Source organism: Pseudomonas atacamensis, assembly GCF_017167965.1.
GTDB classification, from domain to species: domain Bacteria; phylum Pseudomonadota; class Gammaproteobacteria; order Pseudomonadales; family Pseudomonadaceae; genus Aquipseudomonas; species Aquipseudomonas atacamensis.
Genome location: NZ_CP070503.1, coordinates 2155779 through 2181045 on the forward strand (window position 1 = coordinate 2155779; position 25267 = coordinate 2181045).

Here is a 25267-nt window from a genome sequence, read left to right on the forward strand (position 1 = left end):
TTTTATAGGTCTTGTAGTGGTGCGCTGACGCGACGTGCGCCGAGCACACCGGTGACGATGACATACGTTAGCGCGGCAGCGGCAATGCCTACCAGCGGCGCGACCCAGGGCGAGCTGAACGCAGCGACGGTGCCCACCCCGTAGGCCCCGAGCCCCGGCCAGTTGAACGCCGGCAACCGTGCGTCGGCCAGGCGCGGATAGTGCCCGCGCCAGCGGTAGAAGAAGTCAGCCATGATCACCCCGCCAATCGGCGGAATCACCGTGCCGAGCAGGATGAGATACGGCACCAGCATGTCGTACATGCCCAGCAGGGCGAGCAGGGTGCCGATCACCGCGCCACCGAGGGTCACAGTCTTGCGCCGCCCGGTGCGCAGCAGGTTGCAGCCGGCGACGGCGAAGTTGTAGATGGTGTTGTCCTGAGTGCTCCAGATGTTCAGCAACAGCATGGCCATCGCGGCCATGGCGAAGCCCTGCAACAGCAGCACTTCAACCACATCCGGCTGTTGATAGACGATCGCGCCATACGCGCCGATCAGCACCATCAGGCCGTTGCCGATGAAAAAACCGATCAGGCTGGCCAGCACCGCGACTTTTGCCGAGCGGGAAAATCGCGTCCAGTTGGTGGCTTGCGTTGCGCCACTGACGAAGGTGCCGAACACCAGCGTGATCGCTGTCGACCAGTCCAGCGAACCGCTCGGCACCACGCTGAGCAAGCCTTCGAAGCCGCCGACTTTCACGGTCGCTGCCCACATCGACAGCATCAGCAGCAACATCATCGCCGGCACCGCGATGTACGAGAGAATCTCCAGCCCGCGATAACCGATGTACGCCGTAGCGCAGAAGCCCAGACCGAACAGCACCATCAGGACCAGCACGGTGGTTTCATCGAGATTGAAATACTTGCCGATCACCACCGCTGCCGTCGCCGTGCCCCAGGCGTACCAGCCGATCTGGGTGAAGCCGAGGATCAGGTCGCTGAGCTTGCTGCCGACTTCGCCAAAACAGAAACGGCCCATCAGCACCGAATTGAGGCCGCTCTTGAAGGCGATGTAACCCAAGCCTGCCGCGTACAGACCGAGCAGCAGGTTGCCGACAATGATCACCGCCATCATCTCGGCGAAACCGAACGCGACCCCGAGCTTGCCGCCGGCAAACATGGTCGCGGTGAAAAACGTGAAGCCCAGTAACACCATCGCCGTCGAGGCCAGGCCTTTGCGCGCGTGCATGGGCACTTCACTGAGCGGGTAATCGTTGCCGGAGGCGTTCTGCGTCATGGGGCAGTCCTTGCTGGAAGGGGAAGACGCAGAAGGGTTGCAGCGGTCGTGCCAAGCACGGTCGGGCCGGGTATGTATAGACGACACGGCGAAGTCAGGCGCGAAAACGGTGCACCCGAACACACCGAAGCCCAATGTAGGAGCTGCCGAAGGCTCGGGCCGCGATCGGACGATCTGATCGTTCCCACGCAGAGCGTCTGATCGTTCCCACGCTCTGCGTGGGAATGCAGCCCAGGACGCTCCGCGTCCCATTCCAAAGCCGAACGCGGAGCGTCCGTTGAGGCATTCCCACGCAGAGCGTGGGAACGATCGGTGTCAGGGGGAGTAATGTTGGGTCAGAAGAAGCGCATGAGGGCAGCGGCGATGGCTTTGGCAGGAGATCTTTGTTGCTATTCGCCGCGATAGATGCAGCCGCTTGTGCACGTCTCATGAATGCGGATCGCGCTGAGTTCCGGCAGCAATGGCTTCATCTCGTTCCAGATGAATTTGGCCAGCACTTCGCTGGTCGGGTTTTCCAGGCCGGGAATGTCGTTCAGGTAGTTGTGGTCAAGACGCTCATACAGCGGCTTGAAAATCGCCTTGATCTCGGAGAAATCGCGAATCCAGCCAGTGTGCGGATCGAGGTCGCCGCTCAGGTGCAGCGCGACCTTGAACGAGTGGCCGTGCAGGCGTCCGCACTTGTGGCCGTCCGGGACGTGCGGCAGGCGGTGGGCGGATTCGAAAGTAAACTCTTTGAAGATTTCCACGGTATTTTCGGCTCTGTTCAGATGGCGTTCGCCGCAGCGATTCGGGCAGGCGGCGAGTTTATCAGCTTGTCTTTGGCCGTGCTGACTAAAGGGTCAGCAAGCGCTCGGCGAGGCGACCATTGGCCGTCAGTTCGAGAAATTCGTCGCCCAGTCGACGGCTCTCGTCCATCGCCGTGTGCCAGTATTTCTGCCGGCTCGGCGCGTCGCCCATGAAGCGTTTGAAGTCGTTGCGATCGGGCAGTTTGCCGTAGGGCAGGCGCGCCAGATATTCCTTCGACGGCGCGACCAGCAGCACATCTTGCAGACGCTGCACCGAAGCGCGGCGCCATGGCAGGGTCTTGTCGAACCAGCCGGGAATCACTCGATCGGTGAAGTGCGGATAGAGCACGATACCGTCGCCGCTGTAGGGCAGGTCGAGGTGGTAGTCGAGCAAACCGCCGTCACGGAACGTACCCGCGCCGGCGCCGGGCAAGTCGCGTACGCCTTCCATGACCATCGGGATCGATCCGGAAGCGAGCAGGGCCTGGCGCAGGTTGCCGGTGTTGAGGGCAACGAAACGCGAGGGGAAATCGGTCAAGGCATCAAGCGGCGGCGCCAGGCGCGGATCGTGGATGATCAGCCGTTCGAAGTGCCGCGACAGCCGCGCACGACCGCGCAGGTTGTCGGCGATCACCGAACCCAGCGCCAGACCGAGGCGCCCGCGATGGTCTTCAGCGAGGCGGCCCTGGCTCTTCACCACCATGATGTTCAAGCGGTAATCGGCGTTTTCGAGGATGCTCGCATCGCGGCCGTCGAGCAGGTCATTGAGCATGCGCTGCGAGCTCTGGCTGATCTCGGCCATGCTCACGCCTTTGTTGAAATGCTGCTCGGCGTAGAGCTGGCCGAGGCGGCGAATGCCCTCGGCGGCGTCTGGCAGGCATGCGCTGGCGAAGCGCCAGGAACCCACCGAGGCGCCGATCAGCGAACGCTTGCGCGGCGCACTCGGCAGCCACTCGCCGAACAACGCCAGATCGAGCCCCTGAATTCCCAATGCCTTCGGCCCACCGGCCGCACCGGGCAGGGTGCCGACGTCCGCGGCGTGCAATCCCTGCGCACGAATCCGCGCCATGGCCCGTGGGCCGGCCTTGAGGGTGAGGGCGGGAAACTTGATGTGGATGGCGGTCATACCGGTCTCGATCGTTAGCAAGCTGGGAATTATAAGCACACCGCCGAATCCTGTGGGAGGGTCCGCGACGACGGCGTACAGATCGTTCCCACGCTCTGCGTGGGAATGCAGCCGGGGACGCTCTGCGTCCCATTGGAACGCGGAGCGTCCCTTGAGGCATTCCCACGCAGAGCGTGGGAACGATCGGACTGAGGGGGCACAATGATGGCCATTCAGTTTCAGTTAAGTTGATCCCGCTATGGTGCCCACCGTAAGCAACATATAAGAATTCGGAGACACCCATGAAAACCCTGACTGCCCTGACCACTGCCTCGATCCTCGGCCTTGGCGCCAACACTGCGCTGGCGCGCGATCTCGGACCCGACGAAGCGCTTCGTTTGCGCGACGCTGGTACTATCGTCTCCTTCGAGAAGCTCAACGCCATCGCCCTGGAAAAACACCCCGGTTCGGAAATCACCGAAACCGAGCTGGAGGAAGAGTACGGCAAGTTCATTTACCAGATCGAACTGCGCGACCCGAAAGGGCTGAAGTGGGATCTGGAGTTGAACGCGGTCGATGGTGAAGTGCTCAGGGATCATCAGGATACGTAATGAAGCTGAATAGTCGCGCCACCCGCCTGACGGCGCTGGCGCTGGTGTTGTTGTGCAGCACGGCCATGGCTCGCGACCTCGATCAGGACGAGGCACTGGCCCTGCGTCGCGATGGCGTGATCCTGCCGCTGGAGCAAGTCCTGCAGCAGGCCATGGATCGCTACCCCGGCGCCAAGCTGCTGGAAGTCGAGCTGGAAGAAAAACACGACGTGTACATTTACGAAGTCGAATTGCTGACGGTCGAAGGCGTGGCGCGCGAGCTGCACCTGAAGGCCGATACCGGCGAGTTAGTCAAAGACAAGGAAGATTGATCGATGCGTTTGCTTCTGGTGGAAGACCACGTACCGCTGGCCGACGAATTGCTCGCCGGTCTGCAGCGCCAAGGCTACGCGGTGGATTGGCTGGCCGATGGTCGTGACGCGGTGTATCAGGGCAGCAGCGAGCCCTATGACCTGATCATCCTCGACCTCGGCCTGCCCGGCGTGCCGGGGCTGGAGGTGTTGGCGCAGTGGCGCGCCGCCGGTCTGGCGATTCCGGTGCTGATCCTTACCGCGCGCGATTCTTGGGCCGAGCGCATCGAAGGGCTGAAGGCCGGCGCTGACGATTACCTGACCAAACCGTTCCATCCGGAAGAGCTGTACCTGCGCATTCAGTCACTGTTGCGCCGCTCCAAGGGCCAGGCCAACCAGCCGACCCTGCAAGCCGCCGGCCTGCATCTGGACGAAGGCCGCCAGTGCGTGGTTCGCGACGGCGCCGACATTCAGCTGACCGCCGCTGAATTCCGTCTGCTGCGCTATTTCATGCTGCACCCGGAACAGATCCTCTCGAAAAGCCACCTCGCCGAACACCTCTACGACGGTGAGACCGAGCGTGACTCCAACGTCCTCGAAGTGCACGTCAATCACCTGCGGCGCAAGCTCGGCAAAAGCGTGATCGAAACCCGTCGCGGTCAGGGTTACCTGTTCGGCGGGCAAGCTTCATGAGATCAATCCAGCGCCGTTTGAGCCTGGGTTTGATCAGTGTGATGGTGATCGTCGGTCTGGTACTGGCGCAAACCAGCCTGTGGTTGTTTGAAGTCGGTTTGCAGCGCTACCTCGAAGCCGGCCTGCGCAACGACAGCGAAAGCCTGCTGGTGGCGCTGGTGCGCGGCCCGCAAGGTTTGCAATTGGATGAGCGGCATCTCTCGCCGGCCTATCAGCGGCCGTTTTCCGGGCATTACTTTCGCATCGATTTCTCCGACAGCCACTGGCGTTCGCGCTCGCTGTGGGATCAGGAACTGCCGCTGCTGCAACACCCGGGGCTGCACAGCAACCTGCAACTTGGCCCGGGCGGGCAACGCTTGCTGATACTGCGCTCGGACTATCGGCGCCTGGGTCAGTCGATCTCGATCAGCGTCGCCCAGGATTACACGCCGGTCAGCGACAGCTTCCAGCGCATGCGCCAGATCGGCCTCGGTCTGGGGCTGGCGGCGTTGCTGCTGATTCTGTTCCTGCAACGCCTGACCGTGCGCCGCGCGCTGAAACCGCTGGAACGCGCGCGCGAGCAGATCGCTCAGTTGCAGCAGGGCCAGCGCTCGCAACTCGACGATCAGGTGCCGGTGGAACTGGAGCCGCTGGTGGCGCAGATCAACCATTTGCTTGCCCACACCGAAGACAGCCTCAAGCGCTCGCGCAATGCCTTGGGCAACCTTGGTCACGCGCTGAAAACCCCGTTGGCGGTGCTGCTCAGCCTCGCCTCCAGCGACAAGCTCGATGAGCATCCCGAGCTGCGCAGGATTCTCAAGGAACAACTGGAACAGGTGCAGCAGCGCCTCAATCGCGAACTCAATCGCGCGCGGTTGTCGGGGGATGCGCTACCCGGCGCGTTGTTCGATTGCGATGCCGAGCTGCCGGGGTTGCTGGCGACGCTGAACATGATTCACGGCGAGCATCTGGCCTTGAGCTACGTCGCACCGCCGGGTTTGCAACTGCCGTGGGACCGCGAGGACTTGCTCGAACTGCTCGGCAACCTGCTCGACAACGCCTGCAAATGGGCCGATGCCGAGGTGCGCTTGAGTGTGATCGAAAGGTCAGACGGCTTTGCCCTGAGCGTGGAAGATGACGGCCCGGGGATTCCCGAAGAGCAGCGCACTCAGGTGTTCAGCCGTGGCACGCGACTGGATGAGCAGACCCACGGGCATGGGCTCGGCCTTGGGATCGTGCGGGATATCGTCGATACGTGGGGTGGCTTGCTGGTGTTGGGCGAAAGCGAGTGGGGCGGGTTGAAAGTGGTGATTGAACTGCCTAAGCGCTAATTGCCAAAACACCCTACATCCCCTGTGGGAGCGAGCCTGCTCGCGAATGCAATCTGTCAGATAAATGTTCGCTGACTGATACGACGCTTTCGCGAGCAGGCTCGCTCCCACATTGGGTTTGCGGTGGATTCTAGACCCGAAACTGATCCATCAACCTCTGCTGCTGATTCGCCAGGCTGTTGAGTGACTGACTGACCCGCGCCGACTCGTTCGCCTGTCCGGACAGCGATTCGGTCACATCGCGAATCGTCGCCACGTTGTTATTGATCTCCTCAGCCACTGCGCTCTGCTCTTCGGCAGCGCTGGCGATTTGCAGGTTCATGTCGCTGATCACCGTCACCGCATCGCCGATCTGCCGCAACGCGGTCACGGCCTGGCCCACCTGCTCGACACTGCCCTGGGCCTGACGATGGCTGTTGCCCATCGAGCCGACCACTTCCTGCGTGCCGTTCTGCAATTGCTCGATGACCTGGCGGGTTTCCTCCACCGACTCCTGAGTGCGGCGCGCAAGATTGCGCACTTCATCGGCGACCACGGCAAAACCGCGTCCGGCTTCACCGGCGCGGGCGGCTTCGATGGCGGCGTTGAGTGCCAGGAGGTTGGTCTGCTCGGCGATGGCGCGGATGGTTTCCAGCACCGTGCCGATTTTCTCGCTGTTCGCAGCCAGGCCTTCGACCTGAACCATCGCTGCGCTCATGTCGGCGGCGAGGGTGTCGATGCTTGCGGTGGTGCGGTCGATCACGGTCAGGCCCTGACGGGTGGCGCGGTCGGCGTCCTTGGCAGCTTCGGCGGCCTGCGCGGCACTGCGCGCAACGTCTTGCGCGGTGGCGCTCATTTCGTGGGACGCGGTGGCGACCTGATCGACCTGGCGATATTGCTGCTCCATGCCGGCGCTGGTCTGGGTGGCGATGGCCGAGGACTGGTCAGCGGTGTTGCGCGCATCCTGCACCGAGCGCTTCACCTCGGCGATGATCGGTTGCAGCTTGTCGAGGAACTTGTTGAACCAACCGGCCAGCTGGCCAAGCTCGTCATGCTTGTCGTAGGCCAGGCGCCGGGTCAGGTCGCCTTCGCCGCTGGCGATGTCTTCAAGCATGTGCGCCACGCCGAGAATCGGTTTGGTCACGCTGCGCGCCATCAGCCACACCAGCAACAGACCGATCAGCGCGGCGAGCAGGCCGAGGCTCAGTTCGATCAGCGTGCCCGAGGTATTGCTCGCATCCAGTTGCTGCTTGAGCGCTTCGGCACGGCTGACCAGGACTTTCTCCGGCACATCGAGCAACACGCCCCATGCCGGGCCGTCGGGAATCGGCTGGAACGGCGACAGCACTTTCAACTGGCCGTTGCTGTGCAGGCTGCTCACGCCAGTGCTCGCGGCGAGCAGGCGCAGCAACTCGCTGCCGCTGGCCTGATCCACCGCATCCAGGCGCTGGCTGAGTTTGCCGGCATCCGGGCTGTAACCGGCGAGCAGGCCGGCGGGGCTGACAATACTGACGGCGGTCTGACCGTCATACAGCTTGCGGCTGGCGTTCTGGCTGATCGCTTGCAGGCTGTTGAGGTTGATGTCGACCGACAGCGAGGCGATGACTTTGCCGTTGACCTGCAGCGGGAAGACGATGCTGGTCATCAGCACTTTGTGGCCGTCGATGACATAGAAGTACGGCTCGATCACGCACGGTTTGAGCGTGGTGCGCGGGCAGGTGAACCAGGCGTTGGCGGCCTGACCGCTGGGGCCGGTGCTGGTGTCGCTCATGTCGCTTTCCGGCAGCGCCATCGAGGTGACTTTGCCCGGGGTCGGCTGCGACCAGTACAGGGCGAAACGGCCCTTGTCGTTGCTGCCCAGTTCAGCCTGATCGGCGAACAGTTCGTCCTTGCCGTCCAGCGCATTGGCTTCGAACACCAGCGACAGGCCGAGCAGGTCCGGGTTGGCTTGCAGCGCGGATTTGACCTGACGGGTCATGTCCTCGCGCAGGTCGAAGGCATCGAGAAAACGCTTCTCGGCCTGCTCACGCAAAAACAGCACCTGCCGCGAGAAACCGTGGCCGTACTGATAGGCGTCCATGAATTGCTGACGAATGCCGGCGGCCTGCACTTCACCTTGCGACTCGATCCGCGCCTGGGCCGACTCGGTGAGCATCTCCATGCTCGAGGCCTTGACCAGCGCCGAGCTGTGTTCCATGCGATACAGCGAAAGACCGACCAACAGGGTCACGATACCGGCCAGGCAGAGGCCGGCGAGCAGGGTGATTTTCCATTGGATGGAAAGTTGTCTGAGCGACATGGAAAACATCCTTATCCGATAAATATCTGAGACTTTGCACTGTAGCGGCCGCGTTTCGGCTTTCTTTATGCCGTGAGCGCAATATGACCGATTGCCGCATGCGGGGCCTGTGGTCCTGTGGTCCTGTGGCGAGGGGATTTATCCCCGTTCGGCTGCGAAGCAGTCGTGACCCCTGCGTATTGATCGTTCCCACGCGCAGCAAAGGAATGCCTCAACGGACGCTCCGCGTTCGGCTATGGAAGGGACGCGGAGCGTCCCGGGCTGCATTCCCACGCAGAGCGTGGGAACGATCAATCCCCTCGCCACGGGGCTTTGACACCGCCGCCACTCTGCGGCACAGTGCGCGCCCTCTAACAAGACCCTCTGTACACCTCCGCCGGCCAACCCCGGGCGGACTCATCCTGTCTGGCGGTGTGTTTTCACCCGCAGTGTTTTTTGAGGTAGTGAAATGAATGCAGTCATAGCAGCCGTCGGCGTCATGCTGATCCTCAGCCTGTCGCGCGTGCATGTGGTGATCGCGCTGATCGTCGGGGCGCTGGTCGGTGGTCTGACCGGCGGTCTGGGCATCGACGCAACACTCAAGGCGTTCAACAGCGGGCTGGGCGGCGGCGCGACCGTGGCGTTGTCCTACGCCTTGCTCGGCGCGTTCGCCGTGGCGATTGCCAAATCCGGCCTGGCCCATGCGCTGGCCGACAAGGCCCTGGCCATGGTGGATCGGCAGCATGCAACCGGCGGCGGTAACGTCAAATGGCTGCTGATCGGGCTGCTGTGGGTGGTGGCGATTGCCTCGCAGAACATCCTGCCGATCCACATCGCCTTCATTCCGCTGCTGGTGCCGCCACTTCTATATGTACTGACCAAGCTGCAACTCGATCGCCGTTTGATCGCCTGTGTCATGACCTTCGGCCTGATCACCCCTTACATGTTCCTGCCGGTGGGCTTCGGCAACATTTTCCTCAACGAAATCCTGCTGGCCAACGTCGCCCGCAGCGGCGTCGACATCAGCGGCATCAATGTCACCCACGCCATGGGTATCCCGGCACTGGGCATGGTTTTCGGCCTGGCGATGGCGTTCATCAGCTATCGCAAGAAGCGCGTGTATGACCTGGCGAAGATCGAACAGGTCGAGCAGACGGCGGTGCACTACAACCCGCTGAGCCTGATGATCGCCGGTGTGGCCATTGCTTCGGCATTCGTGGTGCAGTTGCTGCTGGACTCGATGATTATCGGCGCTCTGGTCGGGTTCCTGATTTTCTCGGTGTCGGGCATCGTCAAGTGGCGCGAGACCGATGACCTGTTCACCGAAGGCATGAAAATGATGGCGATGATCGGCTTCATCATGATCGCGGCCTCAGGTTTTGCCGAGGTGATGAAGGCCACCGGGCAGGTGCAGACGCTGGTCGAATCGTCGGCGGCCTGGATCAATCACAGCAAAGGTGTCGGGGCTTTGTTGATGCTGCTGGTGGGCTTGCTGGTGACCATGGGCATCGGTTCGTCGTTCTCTACCGTGCCGATTCTCGCAGCGATCTTCGTGCCGCTGTGCGTGCAACTGGGCTTCAGCCCGATCGCCATTGTCTGCATCGTCGGCACTGCCGGTGCGCTGGGCGATGCCGGTTCACCGGCCTCGGACTCGACCCTCGGCCCGACCTCGGGTCTGAACATCGACGGCCAGCATCACCACATCTGGGACACCGTCGTACCGACCTTCCTGCACTACAACCTGCCGCTGCTGGTGTTTGGCTGGATCGCGGCGATGGTTCTCTAAACCACTGAACCCTGTGGGAGCTGGCTTGCCAGCGATGGCGTCGGCACATTCGTTATTTGTCTTTCAGACACACCGCCATCGCGGGCAAGCCCGCTCCCACAGGGACACGCAGTGCCTGCGGACTCAACTTTTGCTCCGGCGTGCCGTTAAAGCCTTTAACCACGCCAACAAAATCAAAAGAGTGAGTCCCCCGATGCGCCTGAGTCTCAAGGCTAAAGTCCTGTCCCTTGCCGTTCTGCCGGTGCTGCTCTTTGCGCTGGTCATCAGCGTGACCACGCTGTTCATCCTCCAGGAACAGGCGCGCAAGGAGGTCGAACAGACCCGCGAGCGGCTGCTCAGCGACGCCAAGGCCACCCTGCAAAGTTACGTCGCCGTGGCCATGACCACGATCAAACCGCTGTACGACGCCGCCGCACCGGGCGATGACGCGGCGCGGGCGCAGGCGATCAAATTGCTCTCGGGCATCCGCTACGGCAAGGATGGCTACTTCTTCGGCTACGACTCCGAGACCGTGCGTCTGTTCAAGGCCAACGACCCCGACGGCGTGGGCAAAAGCTTCAAGGACAACCGCGATCCGAACGGCGTCTACGTCAACCTCGGCCTGGTCAAGGTGGCCAAGGACGGCACCCACTATCTGCAATACAGCTCGCCGCTGCCGGGTAACGCCAAGGTGCTGGTGCCGAAGCTCGGCTACACCGAATACCTGCCGAAGTGGGACATGGCGGTCGGTACTTCGGTCAACCTCGACGGCATCGAAGCGCAAGTGGCGCAGGTCGAGGCGCAAGTGCAGGAGCGCGTGCAAGGCGTGGTGCTGAGCATTGTCGGCGTTGCGGTGCTGGTGCTGTTGGTGATCGCGGCGGCGGGGATGCTGCTGGCCAACACCATTCTGCGCCCGCTGACCCTGATGAAAGCCAACCTCGACGACATCGCGGCAGGCGAGGGCGACCTGACCCGGCGCCTGAACATCACCAGCCAGGACGAACTCGGCGAACTGGCCGGCTCGTTCAACCGCTTCGTCGACAAGATCCACGGTCTGGTGCGGCAGATCACCGAGATGACCACGCAACTGACCGGGCTGGTTACTCAGGTCTCGGAACAGGCGCAGCGTTCCGATCAGGCGATGGAGCGTCAACGCCACGAAACCGATCAGGTCGCCACGGCGATCAACGAAATGTCCGCCGCCGCCCAGGAAGTGGCGAAGAGCGCGCAAAACGCCGCCGTCGCCGCGCAGCAGACCGACGAAGAAGGCCAGAGCGCCAAGCGCGTGGTGGCGGGCAGCATCAAGCAGATTCATGCGCTGGTCGACGATATCCGCAACAGCGGCGTATCGCTGGACAGCCTGCAGCAGGACGTCAGTTCGATTGTCGGCGTGCTTGGGGTGATCCGTTCGATTGCCGAGCAGACCAACTTGCTGGCGCTCAACGCCGCGATCGAAGCGGCGCGCGCCGGTGAGGCCGGTCGTGGCTTTGCGGTGGTCGCCGACGAAGTACGCGCACTGGCCAGCCGCACGCAGATCAGCACCCAGGAAATCCAGGGCATGATCGACCGCTTGCAGGCCGGCACGCAGCAGGCGGTCGAAGCGATGCGCCGTTCCAGCGAGGCCGGCGACGGCACTTCGCAGCAAGCCAATCAGGCCGGTGCATCGCTGGACGCGATGGCGCAGTTGATCGCCACGATCAACTCGATGAACGCGCAGATCGCCAGCGCAGCGGAAGAGCAGACGGCCGTGGCCGAAGAGATCAACCGCAGCGTGCATCAGATTGCCGTGGCGGTGGACAGCGTCGCCGATGAAACGCAACTGGGCGCGCAAACGTCGCGCAGTCTGGCGGAGCTCGGGCAGCGGTTGGGCAAGCTGGTCGGGCAGTTCCGTATCTGACGCAATTCTGGAGCCCTGCATAAACCCTGTGGGAGCGAGCCTGCTCGCGAAAGCTGTGTATCAGACGCTGCTCTGATATCAGACGGACCGTATTCGCGAGCAGGCTCGCTCCCACAATTGGATTTGTGTGGGGCTTAAGGTCTGTCCCAATAGGGCACTTCGCCAAAGCACTCGACAAAAAAATCAATCACCGTCCTCACCTTCACCGACAGCCGTCGGCTCCCCGGCCACAGCACGGCGATCTGCTGCGGTTCCAGACTGTTCGACACCTGATATTCCCCCAGCACCGGCACCAGTGTGCCCTCGCGTACCGCTTCGCCAATCAGCCACGACGGAAACATCACCAGCCCTAAGCCTTGCTGGGCGGCCTGGGTCAGGGTGTCGGCGTGGTTGCCGGTGATTGGGCCTCTGACGGTGTAGGGCGTCCAGTCCTCGCCATCACGGCGGAAAAACCAGCGCTGCTGACCGGCCGCGCCTTTGTAGGCCAGGCACTGATGTTGCGCGAGTTGGTCGGGATGCTGCGGCGTGCCGTGGCGTTTGAGATAGGCCGGGCTGGCGGCGACCTGAAAACGGTGCGGCGCCACAATTCGTGCCTGCATGCTCGAATCGTGCAGCGCGCCGATGCGAAACAGCAGGTCGGCGCCTTCCTGTAGCGGGTCGACGTAATGGTCGGTTTGCTGGATATCCAGTTGCAGCTTCGGATAACGCGCGCAGAGCTCGCCCAGCCAGGGCGTCAGATGGCGCTGGCCGAACACCACTGGCGCGTTGATGCGCACCAGTCCGGTGGGTTCGCTTTGCTGTTCCTGCAACGCCTGTTCGGCTTCTTCCAGTTGCACCAACAGCAACCGCGCATGGTGGCCGAGCGTGCGCCCGGCTTCGGTCGGGGTGACGGCGCGGGTGTGGCGGTAGAGCAATTGCTGGTTCAGCGCCTGTTCCATCAACTGGATCTGCCGCGAAATGGAGGAGGGCGCGACGCCTTCGCGGCGGGCGACTTCGGAAAAACTGCCGTGGTCGAGGACCGCCAAAAACAGCCTTAACGCTTTGAATCCGAGTTCGTTGAGCCCGTGCATGCCATGTCTCGCTGTGCGTATTGCGCAAAAGTGTTGTCCGGATGCTCCCATTTATCGCACAGCGGCGCCAGCCGATAATCCGCGCCATTGTTTTCGAGCGTGGAAGGTTATGTATGCAGACGTTGGATGAAGAGGTGGTTGCTGCACCGGTGAAAAGATCGGTGTTGCGTCTGCTGTTGCTGCCGCTGGTGATTCTCGCTGGCATGGGCTTGTCGGTGGAGGCCGGTTTGCTCGGGCCGCTGGGTGAGCAGGTCGGGCATTTGTGGGCGACGTTGAGCATCTTCGGTGTGGGTTCGGCGATTCTGTTTTTGCTCCTGCTGTTCGCCGGCCCACAGAAAGGTCCGGCGTTGACCGAACTGCCGCGCTGGCAGTTGATCGGCGGGTTTCTCGGGCCGATCTACGTGGTGGTGCTGACGCTGGCGACGCCGCATATCGGCATCGCCATGACGATGATTGCGATTTTGTCCGGTCAGGTCGGCAAGAGTGTGCTGATCGACCATTTCGGCTGGTTCGGCGCGACGCGCAAGAAGGTCAACGGCGAGCGCTGGCTGGCGTTGGGCTTGATTGTGGTGGCTTTGGTTCTGATTGCGCGGGGGTGAGTGATGGGTCTGGTGATTTTGTTGGCGGTGGTGGTGTTGGCCGGTGCGGTGTTGAGTGTGCAGGCCGCGATCAATGGGCGTCTGGGTGAGACGGTGGGGGTACTGCGTAGCAGTCTGCTGACCTTTGCGGTGGGCGCGGTGGTGACCGGGTTGTTGATTCTGTTTTTCGAGCCGGCGCAGGCGGTGAGTCTGCTTGAGGTGCCGAAGTGGCAGTTGACCGGGGCGCTGTTCGGCGTGGTGTACATGATGGTGATGGTTGGCGCGGTGCCGGTGGTCGGGACGGCTGTGGCGACGGTGGCGGTGATTGTCGGGCAGTTGGGGATGGGGATGTTGATCGACAATTTTGGCTGGTTGGGAAATCCGGCGATCGGCTTGTCTCCGAGTCGGATGCTGGCGATGGTGTGTTTGGCGGTGGCTTTGGTGTTTATGTATCGGAGTTCGCGGCAGGCGCAGTGATTTTATTTGTTTGACTGTGCACATATCCGGTGCTGCGGGTGTTGCCCTCCGCTCAGCCTGCCGACGGGCTCTGAGATCAAGATCAAAAGCTACTTGAGCTAACGCTCATTGCTTTGTGCGGTTAACCCCTGTGGCAGCGAGCCTGCTCGCGAGAGACATCTCTGGGTCGCCCAATCTCTCAACAGTTGGCCAGCCTGTAACACCACCTTCTACACTGTCCCTTATGGCTTGCTCGCAAGCCTCAGACAACCACCACGCAAGGAGTCTGTCCCATGTCCGACAAAAAATGCGACTGCCCGGGCTGCAACTGCACGATCAAAGAAGGCGAACATTCCTACGCTGTGCACGGCAAACACTATTGCTGCGAGGCTTGCGCTCATCACCACAAACACGGTGAAGAGTGTGCGATGAAGGGTTGCGGTTGCGCTCATCCGAAATAAGCACGGCAAAAAAAAGTGGAGCCTAATCAGGCTCCACTTCCATTTTCAGACTGTCGTCTTCCTGTCGCTCAAAGTGCCTCACCGTGCCTTGCAAGGTTCGCCCTTCGACTTTGACCACCACAATCTTCGCTTGGTCGAGGTCTTCGGGTACCGGTGCCTGGACGCACAAGGTGAAGCGATAAGGGTCATCCGCGACCGTTTCCAGTGCGACTTGGCAATTCACCGTTTTGGTGATCTGGCCGAAGAAGGTGGTCAGGCCGTAGTCCAGTCGGGCCGGGTGATAAGTGTCGGTCATCGGTCGATTCCCCCTGTCGATTGCCAAGCCTGCGGTGAGGGCGGTGGGGTCAGTTGGTCTGGCGCCAGGTGACGTTTTCCAGGCCGAATTTTTCTGCCATCGGTTTGCTGGTCTTTTGCACTTTCTCGCGACCGAAGCGCGGGATGCGACCCACGCCCGCGTCGCAGCTTGCCCAATGCCAGGCTTCGGCATTGTCCATTTTGTCCGAGCGGATAATGAACGACTTGGGGGTGCCATGCAGTGTGTAGTCGATGACGTAAAGTTTTGCGTTGTTCATAAAGCCCGAATTCCTCCCTGTGGTATTAAACGGATCGCGCTGTGCCGGGAAAATTCATTCGGATTGTCCGACGGTAGCTATCGTTGGCGAGGGCGGGGCAGGCTGGTTACCATGGCGGCTTCGCCAACCCCCCTGTGAACGCTCGCCATGGCCCTCGCCGCGCCCCCTGATCTGACCGACACCGATGTGCCCGTGCAACCGCTGGCGCGAACCTATCCGCGTGGTTTGTTCATCGAGCCGCACGAGCATGTCTGGGGGCAGTTGCTGTATGCGATGAGCGGGGTGATGTGGGTCGAAACCCCGCACGAAGCGCTGGTGGTGCCGCCGCAGCGGGCGGTGTGGTTGCCGCCGGGAGTGCCGCACGGGATTCGTGTGGTGTCGGATTTGCAGATGCGCAATATCTACCTGCGCCCGGCGCTGGCGGCGACGCTGGATGCGACGGTTCAGGTGATCGAAGTCGGCGGGTTGCTGCGCGAGTTGATCGTCGGGCTGGTGGCGCAGGGCGATGCCGGCGAGGCCGAGTATTACGAGGCACTGGTCGGGCTGGCGTTGCTGGAACTGCGCCGGGCCAGGCGTTCGCAACTGAAGATTCCGCTGCCGGATGAGTCCGACCGGCGTCTGATGAATCTGTGTCAGGCCGTGATGGCCGCGCCGTCGCTGGAGATCCCGTTCGAGCAGCATGCGCAGAACGCCGGGGCCAGCGTGCGTACCCTGGCGCGGTTGTTCAAGGACAGCCTCGGCATGGGCTTCGCCGAATGGCGGCGCCAGGTGCAGTTGGCGACGGCGGTGGCAGCGTTGATTCAGGGCGTGGCGGTGAGCGTCATTGCTCGCGAACTGGGTTATTCACCGAGCAGCTTCAGCGACATGTTTCGCCGAGAGCTGGGGGTGGCGCCTTCGCAATTCTCGGCAACTTGAACAGATCTATGTGGGAGCGAGCCTGCTCGCGAAAGCTTTGCACCAGGCAATGAAGTTTTGACTGGAAGACCGCATTCGCGAGCAGGCTCGCTCCCACACGGTTCTATGGCGGCTGCAGAAGGTTTGTCCGAAATTCAGAAGTCCTTGGCCGATACCGCTCCGCCCGTTTCCCTAGACTCTGCCCATCACTTATCGCGGCGGAGTTCCCCCATGAACTACCTCATTTCTCTGGCCATCGGCCTGGGCGTCGGCCTGCTCTATGGCGCGCTCGATTTCCGTTCTCCCGCACCACCGGCGATCGCGCTAATCGGTCTGCTCGGCATGTTGGCCGGTGAGCAGTTGTGGCCGCTGGGCCGGCAACTGGTCGCTGGCTGGTTGTCCTGAATTTCCCTTTTTCCTTTCGGTGGATGTGCCCATGAAAGCGTTGCAATTCGATCAGACCGGCGACCTGTCTTCCCTGCGTTTCGTCGACGTTCCGACCCCGGTGCCCGGCGCCGATGAAGTGCTGGTGCAGATCAAGGCTGCCGGCCTCAATCCCAGCGATGTGAAAAACGTCCTCGGGCGTTTTCCTTACACCACGCTGCCACGGGTTCCGGGGCGGGATTTTGCCGGGGTGGTGGTCGAGGGGCCGCAAGCACTGATCGGTCAGGAAGTCTGGGGTACCGGGCGCGAGCTGGGCTTCTTCGCCGACGGCGCCCATGCGCAATTCGTCAAACTGCCGGCCAGCGGCGTGGCGCACAAACCGGTGCATTTGAGTTTCGCTCAGGCGGCCAGCCTTGGCGTGCCGTACACCACGGCGTGGGATGCGCTGGAACGCAGCCTGGTCAGCGCCGATACGCGTTTGCTGGTGATTGGCGGCGGGGCGGTGGCCACGGCGGCTTTGGCCCTGGCAAAAGTGCGCGGCGCGCAATTGCTGGCGGCGGCGCGCCGGCCCGAGCAGGTCGCCGATCTGCAGCAGCAGGGCTATCAGACGATTCAACTGGATAAGCCAGAAGACCTCGGTGCCCAGGTCAACGCGGTGTATCGCGGCGGCGCCGATGTGATCTTCGACACCACCGGTTTCTGGCTACCGGCCTCGGTGGCGGCACTGGCCACCTTCGGCCGCATCGCCATCATCGCCGCGCCGGTCGACGGCCACGTGCAATTGCCGGCGCTGGCGCTGTATCGCAAGGGCGGCTCGGTGGTCGGGATCAACTCGTTGTTGTACGGCGTTGAGGCGTGCGCGGCGATGCTCGAGCAGTTCGGGCGCTTCTTCGATGAGGATCGCTTGCCACTGCCGCAGGGCCTGGTGGAGGTGCCACTGGCTGAAGGGCCGGCGCGCTATGCAGAGGTCAATCAGGGGGGGGGCGACAAGATCATCTTGCTGCCCTGACCACAGGGGAAAGGCATAGGATCCGGGATCATTTCCGTAGGATCCCGGCCGTTTCTCTGTGGGCCACGTCCTTTTCGCTCGCAGACCGGCAAAACAGGGAAAGGTCTGACTTCACCCATTGCAGTGCACCGTAGCACAGTCCCGTCTTTCACTCAGACACAGGGACAGGTGGATGCGCATCGCTGGCAGGCCCGTTGTTTTCACTCTCGAGATAGAAGGCGTTTCCCACGATCTTCAAGTGTTCGGTTTTCGCACCCGGGAAGTGCTCAACCAGACCTACGAACTGGATCTCGAGCTGGTCAGCGAGCGCCCCGATCTGGATCTGGAAGGCTTGCTGCATCGGCCGGCCTTTCTCTGTTTCGGTGCCGACGGTAGCGGCATGCACGGGCTGGTCTATCGGGTCGGCCAAGGTGATTGCGGTGTTCGGCTGAGCCGTTACCAGATCACCCTGGCGCCACATCTTGCCTACCTCGCGCATCGGCGCAATCAGCGGATTTTCCAGAACCTGAGCGTGCCGCAGATCATCGCCAATGTGTTGAGCGATCACGGTATGCAGGCCGATGCCTGGCATTTTCAGCTCAGCGCCGAGTACCCGGCGCGGGTGTATTGCGTGCAATACCAGGAATCCGATCTGCACTTCATCCAGAGGCTGTGCGAAGAGGAGGGCCTGCACTTTCACTTCCGCCACCGCCGTGAGGCGCACCTGTTGGTGTTCGGCGACGATCAAACGGCGTTCCTCAAACACGACGTGACGACGCGCTATGTGCAGGGCAACGGCCTGGTTGCCAATGCGCCGGTTATCGACCAGTTCACTGTGCGCCTGGAGCCACGCTCCAACCTCGTCGAGCGCCGCGACTATCACTTCGAAAAGCCCGCAGTGCAGTTGGACGCCAAGGTCAGTGCAGCGCAAGTTCCGCTGCTGGAAGATTATGAGTTTCCCGGGCAGTTCACCCATCGCGAGCGCGGCAAGCACCTCAGCCAGCGTGCGCTGGAGCGCCATGGTGCCGACTATCGTCTGGCTAACGGGCGCAGCAATCAGGCGCTGATGCGCGGCGGCAGTTTCATGACCATGGCGGATTACTCGCGCGCCGACTGCAACGATTTATGGTTGCTGACCGAGGTCGAGCACATCGGCAAACAGCCGCAAGTGCTCGAGGAAGCGTTCACCGAGCAGGCTGACGCAGATGGTTTCAGTCAGGGCTATCGCAACCATTTCGTCGCGACACCGTGGGACGTGGTGTTTCGCCCGCAGCTCAGGCATGTCAAACCGCGCGTCAGCGGCAGTCAGCTGGCGGTGGTGACCGGCCCGCCCGGCGAAGAAATCTACAGCGATGCCTACGGCCGGGTGAAAGTGCAAATGCTCTGGGATCGCGACGGCCAGCGTGATGAACAGTCAAGTTGCTGGCTGCGCGTGGCCACTGCCTGGGCACATGACCGCTACGGCAGCGTGCAGATTCCTCGCGTCGGTATGGAAGTGCTGGTGGGCTTCACCGATGGCGATCCGGACAAACCGCATGTGCTCGCCTGCCTGCCCAACGCCGAAACCCCGGTGCCACTGGACCTGCCGGCGCAACAGACGCGCAGTATCTGGCGCAGCCAGAGCAGTCCCGGTGGCGGTGGTTACAACGAACTGCGCATCGAGGACCGGCAAGGCGCGGAAGAAATCTCCATCAGGGCGCAGCGCGACTTGGTGCAGCACGTGCTCAACGACTTGCGTGTGCAGATCGACAACCTGCACAGCCAAGTGATTGGCGGCGTTTCCAGCCTTGAGTTGCGCGACGAGGAACATCATCTGACCCATGGCAATCGCCTGACTGAACTCAAGCAGGACGATCATCTGTGGGTGCAGGGCGAGCAGCATGTGCGGGTCGCCAGCCAGCGTGTCAGTGCGGCGCAGCAGCTGCATTTCGGCGCGGGCGAGCAGGTGGTTTTCAACAGCGGCCTGCAGATCACCCTGGCTGCTGGCGGGCATTGGCTGACGGTCGGCGCCGCCGGCATTTTCAGCAGTGTGCCGGTGGTGCAGGGCGGGGCGCCGACGGTGTGTCTGCCAGCGGAACCCTTGCTGCCGGGGGCCGCGCCGTTGCTCAAGGCGACGTTCGATGCCGTGCAGCAACGGCATGCGCTGCTGACCACGCGGACCTCGCGTTGCCTGATCTGCGAGGCAGCCCAGGCATGAGCCTTTTGACGGATTGGCCTGAAGGTTTGCCGTGGGCTGAGCAGCAGGCGTTTGTGCTGCTCGACGGCGCGACGATCACGGATTTACCGGCGCAACTGCGAAGGCTCGATCCCGCCGCCAACGCTTTCGCGCTGTACGACCAGCCACCATTTTCGGCCCTGCGTGAGGTATCGCCGCTGCTGGTGGCGCTCGCTGACGCTGACGATCCGGTGGCGCGGTTTTATCGCCAGCACGCCCAACAGGAATGGGGCGTGCTGTTGTTCAGCACCGCGCCGGCGCATGAAATCGTCGCGCACTTGCGTCAGTTGCTGATCGTCGAGTTGCCGGTCGGCTCGCCGGTGTTGTTGCGGCTGGCGGATGCCGCCGTGGCGCAGGCGCTGTTTGCCAGCGGCGATGCGAGTCTGTTCGGGCCGCTGGGGTGTGTGGTCACGGCGGATGGCGCGCGGGGAGTCTGGCACTGTCAGCGACCTCGGCACGGGCAGGGTGGGGCGCTGGTGGTGCCGTATCAGTTGAGTCTCGAGCAGGATGCCGCGCTGGATCGGGTGGATCGGCGGCGGGTGTTGCTACAAGTCGATGCGTATTTGCTTGAATATTTTCCCCGGTTTCATACCGGGGAAACCATCGCTGAACGTTGGATGCTTCTGGAACAAATCGAGGCAAAAGCCAGCGCGCTCGACCTGAGCAGCCAATCGGAATGGCTTTACTTCGCCAACCTTGTCGCCTCTCTCAACGGCGCTGATCCGGATGAGCATCCGCAGATCCAGCACTTGCTACACGAGCCCTCCCTGCAACCGATCGGTGAGCGCTTGACGCTGGCCGTTTCAATGGCCCGCCAATGGGCGTCTGAAAGAGTCCGACCATGAACCATCCCGCCGACCTTGCGGCAGCCGCCGCGTCCAAAGCCCCGATCATCGGTCCCGCCGCCTGCCCCTTGCGCAACACCCACGTGCAACTGCTGCCCCTTGCGTACGGCCTGGTGGAAAAACCCTTCGACCCCAGCACCGAAATCACGCTGCCTTACATCCTGACCACGCGTCCCATGGGCATCCGCCGTTTGCGCGATGGCTGGCTGTACATCGTCGACAGTCTCAGCGCTGAGCTGTACGAATATCGCGTGCTCGACGGCGTGATCAGCGCATTGCTGCATCGCGGCAAAAGCGTCAGCGAGGAGCAGCGCAGCGCCATCGAAGAACGTCCGGCTTTGATCTTCTCGCGTAAAAGCACCCTCTACGTGACCTTCGCCGACGTGCAGTTGAGCGCGGCGAAGTGCCGACAGGTGCTGGACAGCGCGGAGGAGCGCGAGCACTTCATGCAGGCGGTCGATCTCGGCCCGGTGCATTGTCTGATCGGCGGCGAGCATCTGCTCACCGTGGCCCAGGCCAAACAGTGGCTGGCGGAAGTGGCCTGCACAGCGAAACCGCTGGCCGAGGCGGACGCCACGCGGATGCCGGCGGTGCAGGTCAGCGACGCGCCGGAGCACGAGCGTGAGCCCTATCTGTGGGAAAACCCGCGACGTTTTCGCGAGGCGCATATCGGCGAATTTCTCGGGCGGGTGCGCGGACCATATCAGGACGACACGCTGTTTCTGCTGGTCAACGACGACCTCGGGGTGATGCGCGATCTGGCTGATTATCAGGACCTGGTGGTCGGCTGGATCGAGCAGTGGAGCAACACCGACAACAACGAGCGCGACTATCTGCTGGCCAGTTACATCGAGTCGCTGAGCCAGTTGGGCGCTCAGGATTTCGACACTTTGGCCAAGGCCAGTGACGATCCGCGCGCCCAGGCATTGTTCGCTGAACTGGAGCAATTGCCCGAACCGGATCGGGAAAATACCCGGCACGCATTGCTTGAGTATTTGAACAAAGGTGGTGAGGTTGTCCCGACCGATACTCAGGCTCGACCTGAACTGCAACAACAGCGCGAAAAGGCACTGGATGAGTCATTGGCGCTGAACCGTTTCGACGGCGTCACCCCGGATTTCACCGCGCACGCTCGCGTCACCGCCGAGGCGGATCGACGCTTTTATACCCGCGAATATTTTCTCGAAGTAGCCCCCGCCGAATTCGTCGAGCGTCATCTGAGCACACTGGTCGAGCTCGGCAAGGACCAGAGCCGGCGCATGAAAGACGTGCTCGACGGCCCGCTGCTCAGCGGCAAACGCGGCATCAACGACCTGATCGACCGTCCGGCGATGGACGAGGTGCTGAACAGTCATCGCGACAACCTGGGACGCTGGAATCGCCTGCTCGAACGCATAACCGCCGACCGCGCGCAACTGCTGTGCGCCGGGCGTTTCCATCGCTCGGCGTGGTATTTCGACGGCCAAGTGCAGATCGATCAGGCGCTCGCCAGCGAATACGCCTGCCTCAAGGACATCGGCCGCAGCGACGCGGCCAACGAACAAATGCTCGGATACCTCGAGCAACACCCGCAACTGACCCGCCCGCTGTTTTACACCTTGCCGCTGCGCTTGCAGACCGAACAGGCCGGGCAATATTCAACGCTGTTCAACGCCGGCATGGCGATGTTCAACAACCTGCCGGACTGGCTGACCAAATTGCAGAGCATCGAGCAGCCGCAGCTGCCGGCCCTCGACGATCTGCCCGCACACAGCCGCGTCCTCGCCGATGCCGTGCAGGACACCTACAGCCCGGCGCTGAACCTCGGCCTGAGCCGGGCGCTGGAAGGTTTTGATCTTGCCGGTGAGAAAATCCCCGACCTCGACGAACTGTTCCAGCGCTTGCCCAAAGCCCTGCGCCTGCGCGTCTTCGACGCCGCGCGAACCAGCGGCGTGACCTTCACCGTGTCCACCCCGGCGGAACAAGCGGCGCTGCAAGCCACGATCAAGGAAGTGCTGCGCGAACGCGACTACCTGAAAACCCTCAACCGCGAACGCAACCAGCTCACCCACAACAAAAACCGCCAGGGCCACAAAACCGCCCGGGCGATGGAATTGCAGCAGGAAATCGTCCGCGTGCGCACGCAACTGGCCTTGTTCGAAGGAAGGCTGGCGGCGGCGTTGAGCCCGATTGATGAACTGCCGGATCGCTCGGCGCGGCTGTACGGCGCCACCCCGGCGAAAGCGGGATTGACGGTGGTGTTTCCGCCGGCGCAGCACGGGGAATTGCGTGGGTTGCTGGAGAACATTCGCGCGGGGGTGGCGGGGGTTTCGAAGGCGAGTCTGGTGCGGACGGAGGGGATGGGGTTGTTGGTGGTGATGGTGCAGGTGGTGAATTTGGTGGGGGCTTATCGAGAGGTGATGAAGCAGACGAGGGACAGGAAGAAACGGGCGGAGTTTTCCGCGGCCCTTGCCGCGACAGGCGCGGCGGGTTTTACCGCTGCACAGGGGCTTGCTGATACAGCGTTGAAGTCTCGCAGCGCGAGCCTTGTCGGGAGTTTGCAGCTTGAAGCGTTGCAACATGTTCGTGTGCAAATGGGTAAGTTGCATGTTGGTTTGGGCTTTTTTACTTATTTTTTTGGTTTAAGAACTTCTATTACCAGCCTCGGAAACCAGGATCGAAAATGGCAAGACGCGATCCGCAGTGGCACTCCATCTGAGCAAAGGGCGGCTGCGCTGGCAACGTTGGGCGCTGCAGGTATGGTTGCAGCTAACGGATATGGAGCGAGTAACACTGTCTACGCTTCTTTCAAAGTGTTCACTGCACCTAATAGCTCGGCACGCACGGCCGCTTGGGCTGCAGCTGGTACACGTCTTTCTTTAGTGTTCTTTCGCTTCAATTTGGCCGGTGCGTTGTTCACCGTGCTGGAGTTCGTCGGTACTTGGCTGTTCAATCGTTACAACCTTTCTGCCCATGAGAAGTGGCTGAAAATTACGCCTTGGAGCCGTGATGACGAGATGCGCGGAGACCACTCTCTGGATGACTATCAAAATTATCTGGCGTTTTTGATACACGCTCCTTACGCCCAATCAGGACCTGATCCCAGTGACACCTGGCTGAAGACTTTATTATTTGGCGCCAAACCCAGTGATATCCATTTGGTTCTGCCGAGGCTGGCACTAAATGATCTTCTGCCACCGTTAAACGGTAAACCGAGTCAACGCTTGGGAATCGGTGGCCATAGACTTGTTGCACCGCTGCATGGTCGCGGTGTGCCGCAAGTACGCAAGGAAGTCATTAGTGAGGAGATATTGAGCAGTCTGCGAATCGTGAAGTCATCGACAGATGGTTTGGTGCTTTGTCTTCAGTACCCCATCCGTCACGATTCTGACTATACGCCTGCAAAGGAAACGCTCGAACTTGCCATATGTATCCAGACCGTCAATGGCAAAGGTGGGGCGGAGTCAAGAACGCGCGTGATTCATATTGACCCTCTGGATAGCGGTCATTTTGCTGTAGTAACTCCTGGCTCGGTTAAAGACAATCCTCCGGTTTTGCTGGTAGAAACTCAATACCTCGAATGGGCTGACCATGCTGAATAATCGCAGTAATCCTCTTTCCAGTTCGGAATATGAGGGGGTTAAAAAAGCGGGCGATATTGAGCCGTTTCCTAGCGGGAAGATTACCTATCTCGCACCGTTGCCATTACCTACATCAATGCCGCCTTACGGACCTCATATCGGAGCGTTCAATGACGGATACATGGATTTTGGTCTCGGCTCACTGGAGGTATTCCCATGGCAGCTAATTTTCGGCGGAACGACCGCAGGCACTTTTATGGTGCTCGTTTTATTTCCTTTGTTCACGGGCTTGCTAGGAATTCTTTTTGGCTATGGGAACGAGGCAATTTGGGAATCAATGGTAGGTGTATTCGAAGTGGCATTGGAAAATGAGTTAATTTGCGGCCCCTTGACCCTGTTCATCGGCCTCGGCGTCTGGCACCACGTCCACAAAAAGCGCCTCTCCCTCATCCCAACCCGCTTCAACCGCCAACGCCGCGAAGTCTGCTTCATGCCCGAAGGCGCCATCGAGCCAGTCTTCGTCCCATGGGAATCGCTGTCTGCCTGGATCATCGAAGCCAAAGGCGCCACCCAGTTCGGCATCCACCGCCAATACGGCATGGGCATCGGTTTCTACCAAGGTGAAACCCTCATAAGCCAGGAATTCCAATGCGCCGGCCTGGAGCTCGCGATCAGCCATTGGGAGGCGATTCGCGGTTACATGGAGTACGAAGTCAACGACCTCAAGTCGATTCAGGACTTGCAGGATCTGCAAGGCCCGGACGACCCGCCCCACGAAGGGCTGCATACTTTCCGTAACGCTCGCGCGCGAATGCATCAGCAGATCCGTGAAGGCCGCCGCTCGCGGCTGTCGGGGTTCTTTTGGTACCTGTATCACGTCATGACCTTATGGACGCTTCCCAATCGCCTGGTCGAATGGGAAGTGCGCCGTCTGGAAAGGATCGGCAAACAGGCGCTGCCGGAAGTCATGCGTGCATGGTCCGAGCCGCTGCCCGAAGAGCAATGGGCCAAGCCCAGTGAAGAGTTGTTGCGACTGAGTGAACAAGTGCGGCGGATGCACAAGCGCCAGCCGCATCGGCCGATTACGCAAATTTTCGCTGAGGTTTGCAGGCGGGCTGAGTGCTGATGTTGAGCAGTTTTGTGGCCAGAGGGTGGGAGGTTTTTTGCCTGTTTGAGCGCCTTCGCGAGCAGGCTCGCTCCCACAGGGGATCGCATTGTACGCAGATGTTTCGGTTGATCTTGGCCGAGGTGGTAGAC

The 25267-nt window shown here is 61.6% G+C and carries 22 protein-coding genes and 3 pseudogenes; 17 read left to right on the plus strand and 8 right to left on the minus strand.

Translation table 11 applies throughout. From position 1 onward, the window contains the following. Nucleotides 1-2: 2 nt before the first annotated feature. From codB to JWU58_RS09850, 3 genes are all read right to left on the minus strand, one after another. Complete coding sequence (gene codB / locus JWU58_RS09840; protein WP_122603777.1) at nucleotides 3-1274, minus strand: cytosine permease; 1272 nt, start codon at nucleotides 1272-1274, stop codon at nucleotides 3-5. Nucleotides 1275-1663: 389 nt separating this feature from the next. After that, nucleotides 1664-2020, minus strand: coding sequence for a 6-carboxytetrahydropterin synthase QueD (queD, locus tag JWU58_RS09845; RefSeq protein WP_007915588.1), 357 nt, complete (start codon nucleotides 2018-2020; stop codon nucleotides 1664-1666). A gap of 85 nt (nucleotides 2021-2105) precedes the next feature. Continuing rightward, nucleotides 2106-3185, minus strand: coding sequence for a patatin-like phospholipase family protein (locus JWU58_RS09850; protein WP_206421850.1), 1080 nt, complete (start codon nucleotides 3183-3185; stop codon nucleotides 2106-2108). A 281-nt stretch (nucleotides 3186-3466) separates the two neighbouring features. Here JWU58_RS09850 and JWU58_RS09855 point away from each other — a divergent pair, with 281 nt between their 5' ends. Genes JWU58_RS09855 through JWU58_RS09870 form a run of 4 tightly spaced genes read left to right on the plus strand, consistent with a single transcriptional unit; the run spans nucleotide 3467 to nucleotide 6068 of the window. Next, a complete protein-coding gene (locus JWU58_RS09855; protein ID WP_016775414.1) occupies nucleotides 3467-3775 on the plus strand; it encodes a PepSY domain-containing protein in 309 nt (102 codons plus the stop codon). Continuing rightward, the gene (locus tag JWU58_RS09860) at nucleotides 3775-4086 is read left to right on the plus strand and encodes a PepSY domain-containing protein (RefSeq protein WP_016775413.1); all 312 of its coding nucleotides are present in this window, start codon (nucleotides 3775-3777) and stop codon (nucleotides 4084-4086) included. Before JWU58_RS09855 ends, JWU58_RS09860 begins: the two co-directional genes overlap by 1 nt. 3 nt (nucleotides 4087-4089) lie before the next feature. Next, entirely contained in the window at nucleotides 4090-4758 is a 669-nt protein-coding gene (locus tag JWU58_RS09865; protein WP_110603823.1) for a response regulator transcription factor, read from the plus strand. After that, nucleotides 4755-6068 carry a sensor histidine kinase gene (locus JWU58_RS09870; RefSeq protein WP_123442051.1) on the plus strand — a complete coding sequence of 438 codons (1314 nt, stop codon included), beginning with the start codon at nucleotides 4755-4757 and terminating at the stop codon, nucleotides 6066-6068. The genes JWU58_RS09865 and JWU58_RS09870 overlap by 4 nt, the downstream gene beginning before the upstream one ends. Nucleotides 6069-6198: 130 nt before the next feature. Here the strand turns inward: JWU58_RS09870 and JWU58_RS27540 are convergent, their stop codons facing one another. Both JWU58_RS27540 and JWU58_RS27545 read right to left on the minus strand, forming a co-directional pair. Then, a complete protein-coding gene (locus JWU58_RS27540; protein WP_371699990.1) occupies nucleotides 6199-6954 on the minus strand; it encodes a methyl-accepting chemotaxis protein in 756 nt (251 codons plus the stop codon). A gap of 102 nt (nucleotides 6955-7056) precedes the next feature. Then, nucleotides 7057-8355 (minus strand): annotated as a pseudogene (locus JWU58_RS27545) (methyl-accepting chemotaxis protein); the annotation flags it as partial. Between the two features lie 439 nt (nucleotides 8356-8794). Here JWU58_RS27545 and JWU58_RS09880 point away from each other — a divergent pair. The 3 genes and pseudogenes from JWU58_RS09880 to JWU58_RS27555 form a co-directional block, all read left to right on the plus strand. Next, complete coding sequence (locus JWU58_RS09880; protein ID WP_206421852.1) at nucleotides 8795-10111, plus strand: Na+/H+ antiporter family protein; 1317 nt, start codon at nucleotides 8795-8797, stop codon at nucleotides 10109-10111. A 193-nt stretch (nucleotides 10112-10304) separates the two neighbouring features. Continuing rightward, a pseudogene (locus JWU58_RS27550) lies at nucleotides 10305-11081 on the plus strand (cache domain-containing protein); the annotation flags it as partial. A gap of 312 nt (nucleotides 11082-11393) precedes the next feature. Beyond that, a pseudogene (locus JWU58_RS27555) lies at nucleotides 11394-11987 on the plus strand (methyl-accepting chemotaxis protein); the annotation flags it as partial. A gap of 134 nt (nucleotides 11988-12121) precedes the next feature. Here the strand turns inward: JWU58_RS27555 and JWU58_RS09890 are convergent. Continuing rightward, entirely contained in the window at nucleotides 12122-13057 is a 936-nt protein-coding gene (locus JWU58_RS09890) for a LysR family transcriptional regulator (RefSeq protein ID WP_123442054.1), read from the minus strand. A 113-nt stretch (nucleotides 13058-13170) separates the two neighbouring features. Between JWU58_RS09890 and JWU58_RS09895 the strand changes: the two genes are divergently transcribed. The 3 genes from JWU58_RS09895 (at nucleotide 13171) to JWU58_RS09905 (ending at nucleotide 14552) form a co-directional block, all read left to right on the plus strand. Next, nucleotides 13171-13656 carry a DMT family transporter gene (locus JWU58_RS09895; protein ID WP_123442055.1) on the plus strand — a complete coding sequence of 162 codons (486 nt, stop codon included), beginning with the start codon at nucleotides 13171-13173 and terminating at the stop codon, nucleotides 13654-13656. 3 nt (nucleotides 13657-13659) lie between these two features. Then, the gene (locus JWU58_RS09900) at nucleotides 13660-14112 is read left to right on the plus strand and encodes a DMT family transporter (RefSeq protein WP_016775406.1); all 453 of its coding nucleotides are present in this window, start codon (nucleotides 13660-13662) and stop codon (nucleotides 14110-14112) included. 272 nt (nucleotides 14113-14384) lie between these two features. Next, on the plus strand, nucleotides 14385-14552 hold the full coding sequence (locus JWU58_RS09905; protein ID WP_016775405.1) for a metallothionein: 168 nt from the start codon (nucleotides 14385-14387) through the stop codon (nucleotides 14550-14552). A gap of 22 nt (nucleotides 14553-14574) precedes the next feature. Here JWU58_RS09905 and JWU58_RS09910 read toward each other — a convergent pair whose 3' ends face one another. Continuing rightward, entirely contained in the window at nucleotides 14575-14847 is a 273-nt protein-coding gene (locus tag JWU58_RS09910) for a hypothetical protein (protein WP_123442056.1), read from the minus strand. 49 nt (nucleotides 14848-14896) lie between these two features. Continuing rightward, nucleotides 14897-15124: a DUF6555 family protein gene (locus tag JWU58_RS09915; protein WP_016775403.1), complete on the minus strand. Its 228-nt coding sequence runs from the start codon at nucleotides 15122-15124 to the stop codon at nucleotides 14897-14899. 147 nt (nucleotides 15125-15271) lie between these two features. On the opposite strand from JWU58_RS09915, the gene JWU58_RS09920 reads away from it, so the two are divergent. The 7 genes from JWU58_RS09920 to JWU58_RS09950 all read left to right on the plus strand — a co-directional run bounded on the left by JWU58_RS09920 (nucleotide 15272) and on the right by JWU58_RS09950 (nucleotide 25136). Next, on the plus strand, nucleotides 15272-16039 hold the full coding sequence (locus JWU58_RS09920) for an AraC family transcriptional regulator (RefSeq protein WP_024013509.1): 768 nt from the start codon (nucleotides 15272-15274) through the stop codon (nucleotides 16037-16039). A gap of 210 nt (nucleotides 16040-16249) precedes the next feature. After that, entirely contained in the window at nucleotides 16250-16423 is a 174-nt protein-coding gene (locus JWU58_RS09925; protein ID WP_123442057.1) for a DUF1427 family protein, read from the plus strand. Between the two features lie 31 nt (nucleotides 16424-16454). Further along, the gene (locus JWU58_RS09930) at nucleotides 16455-17411 is read left to right on the plus strand and encodes a quinone oxidoreductase family protein (protein WP_123442058.1); all 957 of its coding nucleotides are present in this window, start codon (nucleotides 16455-16457) and stop codon (nucleotides 17409-17411) included. A gap of 172 nt (nucleotides 17412-17583) precedes the next feature. Next, on the plus strand, nucleotides 17584-19587 hold the full coding sequence (gene tssI, locus JWU58_RS09935) for a type VI secretion system tip protein TssI/VgrG (protein ID WP_123442059.1): 2004 nt from the start codon (nucleotides 17584-17586) through the stop codon (nucleotides 19585-19587). Beyond that, nucleotides 19584-20450, plus strand: coding sequence for a DUF4123 domain-containing protein (locus tag JWU58_RS09940; RefSeq protein WP_123442060.1), 867 nt, complete (start codon nucleotides 19584-19586; stop codon nucleotides 20448-20450). Before tssI ends, JWU58_RS09940 begins: the two co-directional genes overlap by 4 nt. After that, nucleotides 20447-24031, plus strand: coding sequence for a toxin VasX (locus tag JWU58_RS09945; protein WP_123442061.1), 3585 nt, complete (start codon nucleotides 20447-20449; stop codon nucleotides 24029-24031). Before JWU58_RS09940 ends, JWU58_RS09945 begins: the two co-directional genes overlap by 4 nt. Further along, the gene (locus tag JWU58_RS09950) at nucleotides 24021-25136 is read left to right on the plus strand and encodes a hypothetical protein (RefSeq protein ID WP_123442062.1); all 1116 of its coding nucleotides are present in this window, start codon (nucleotides 24021-24023) and stop codon (nucleotides 25134-25136) included. Before JWU58_RS09945 ends, JWU58_RS09950 begins: the two co-directional genes overlap by 11 nt. The last annotated feature ends 131 nt before the right edge of the window (nucleotides 25137-25267 follow it).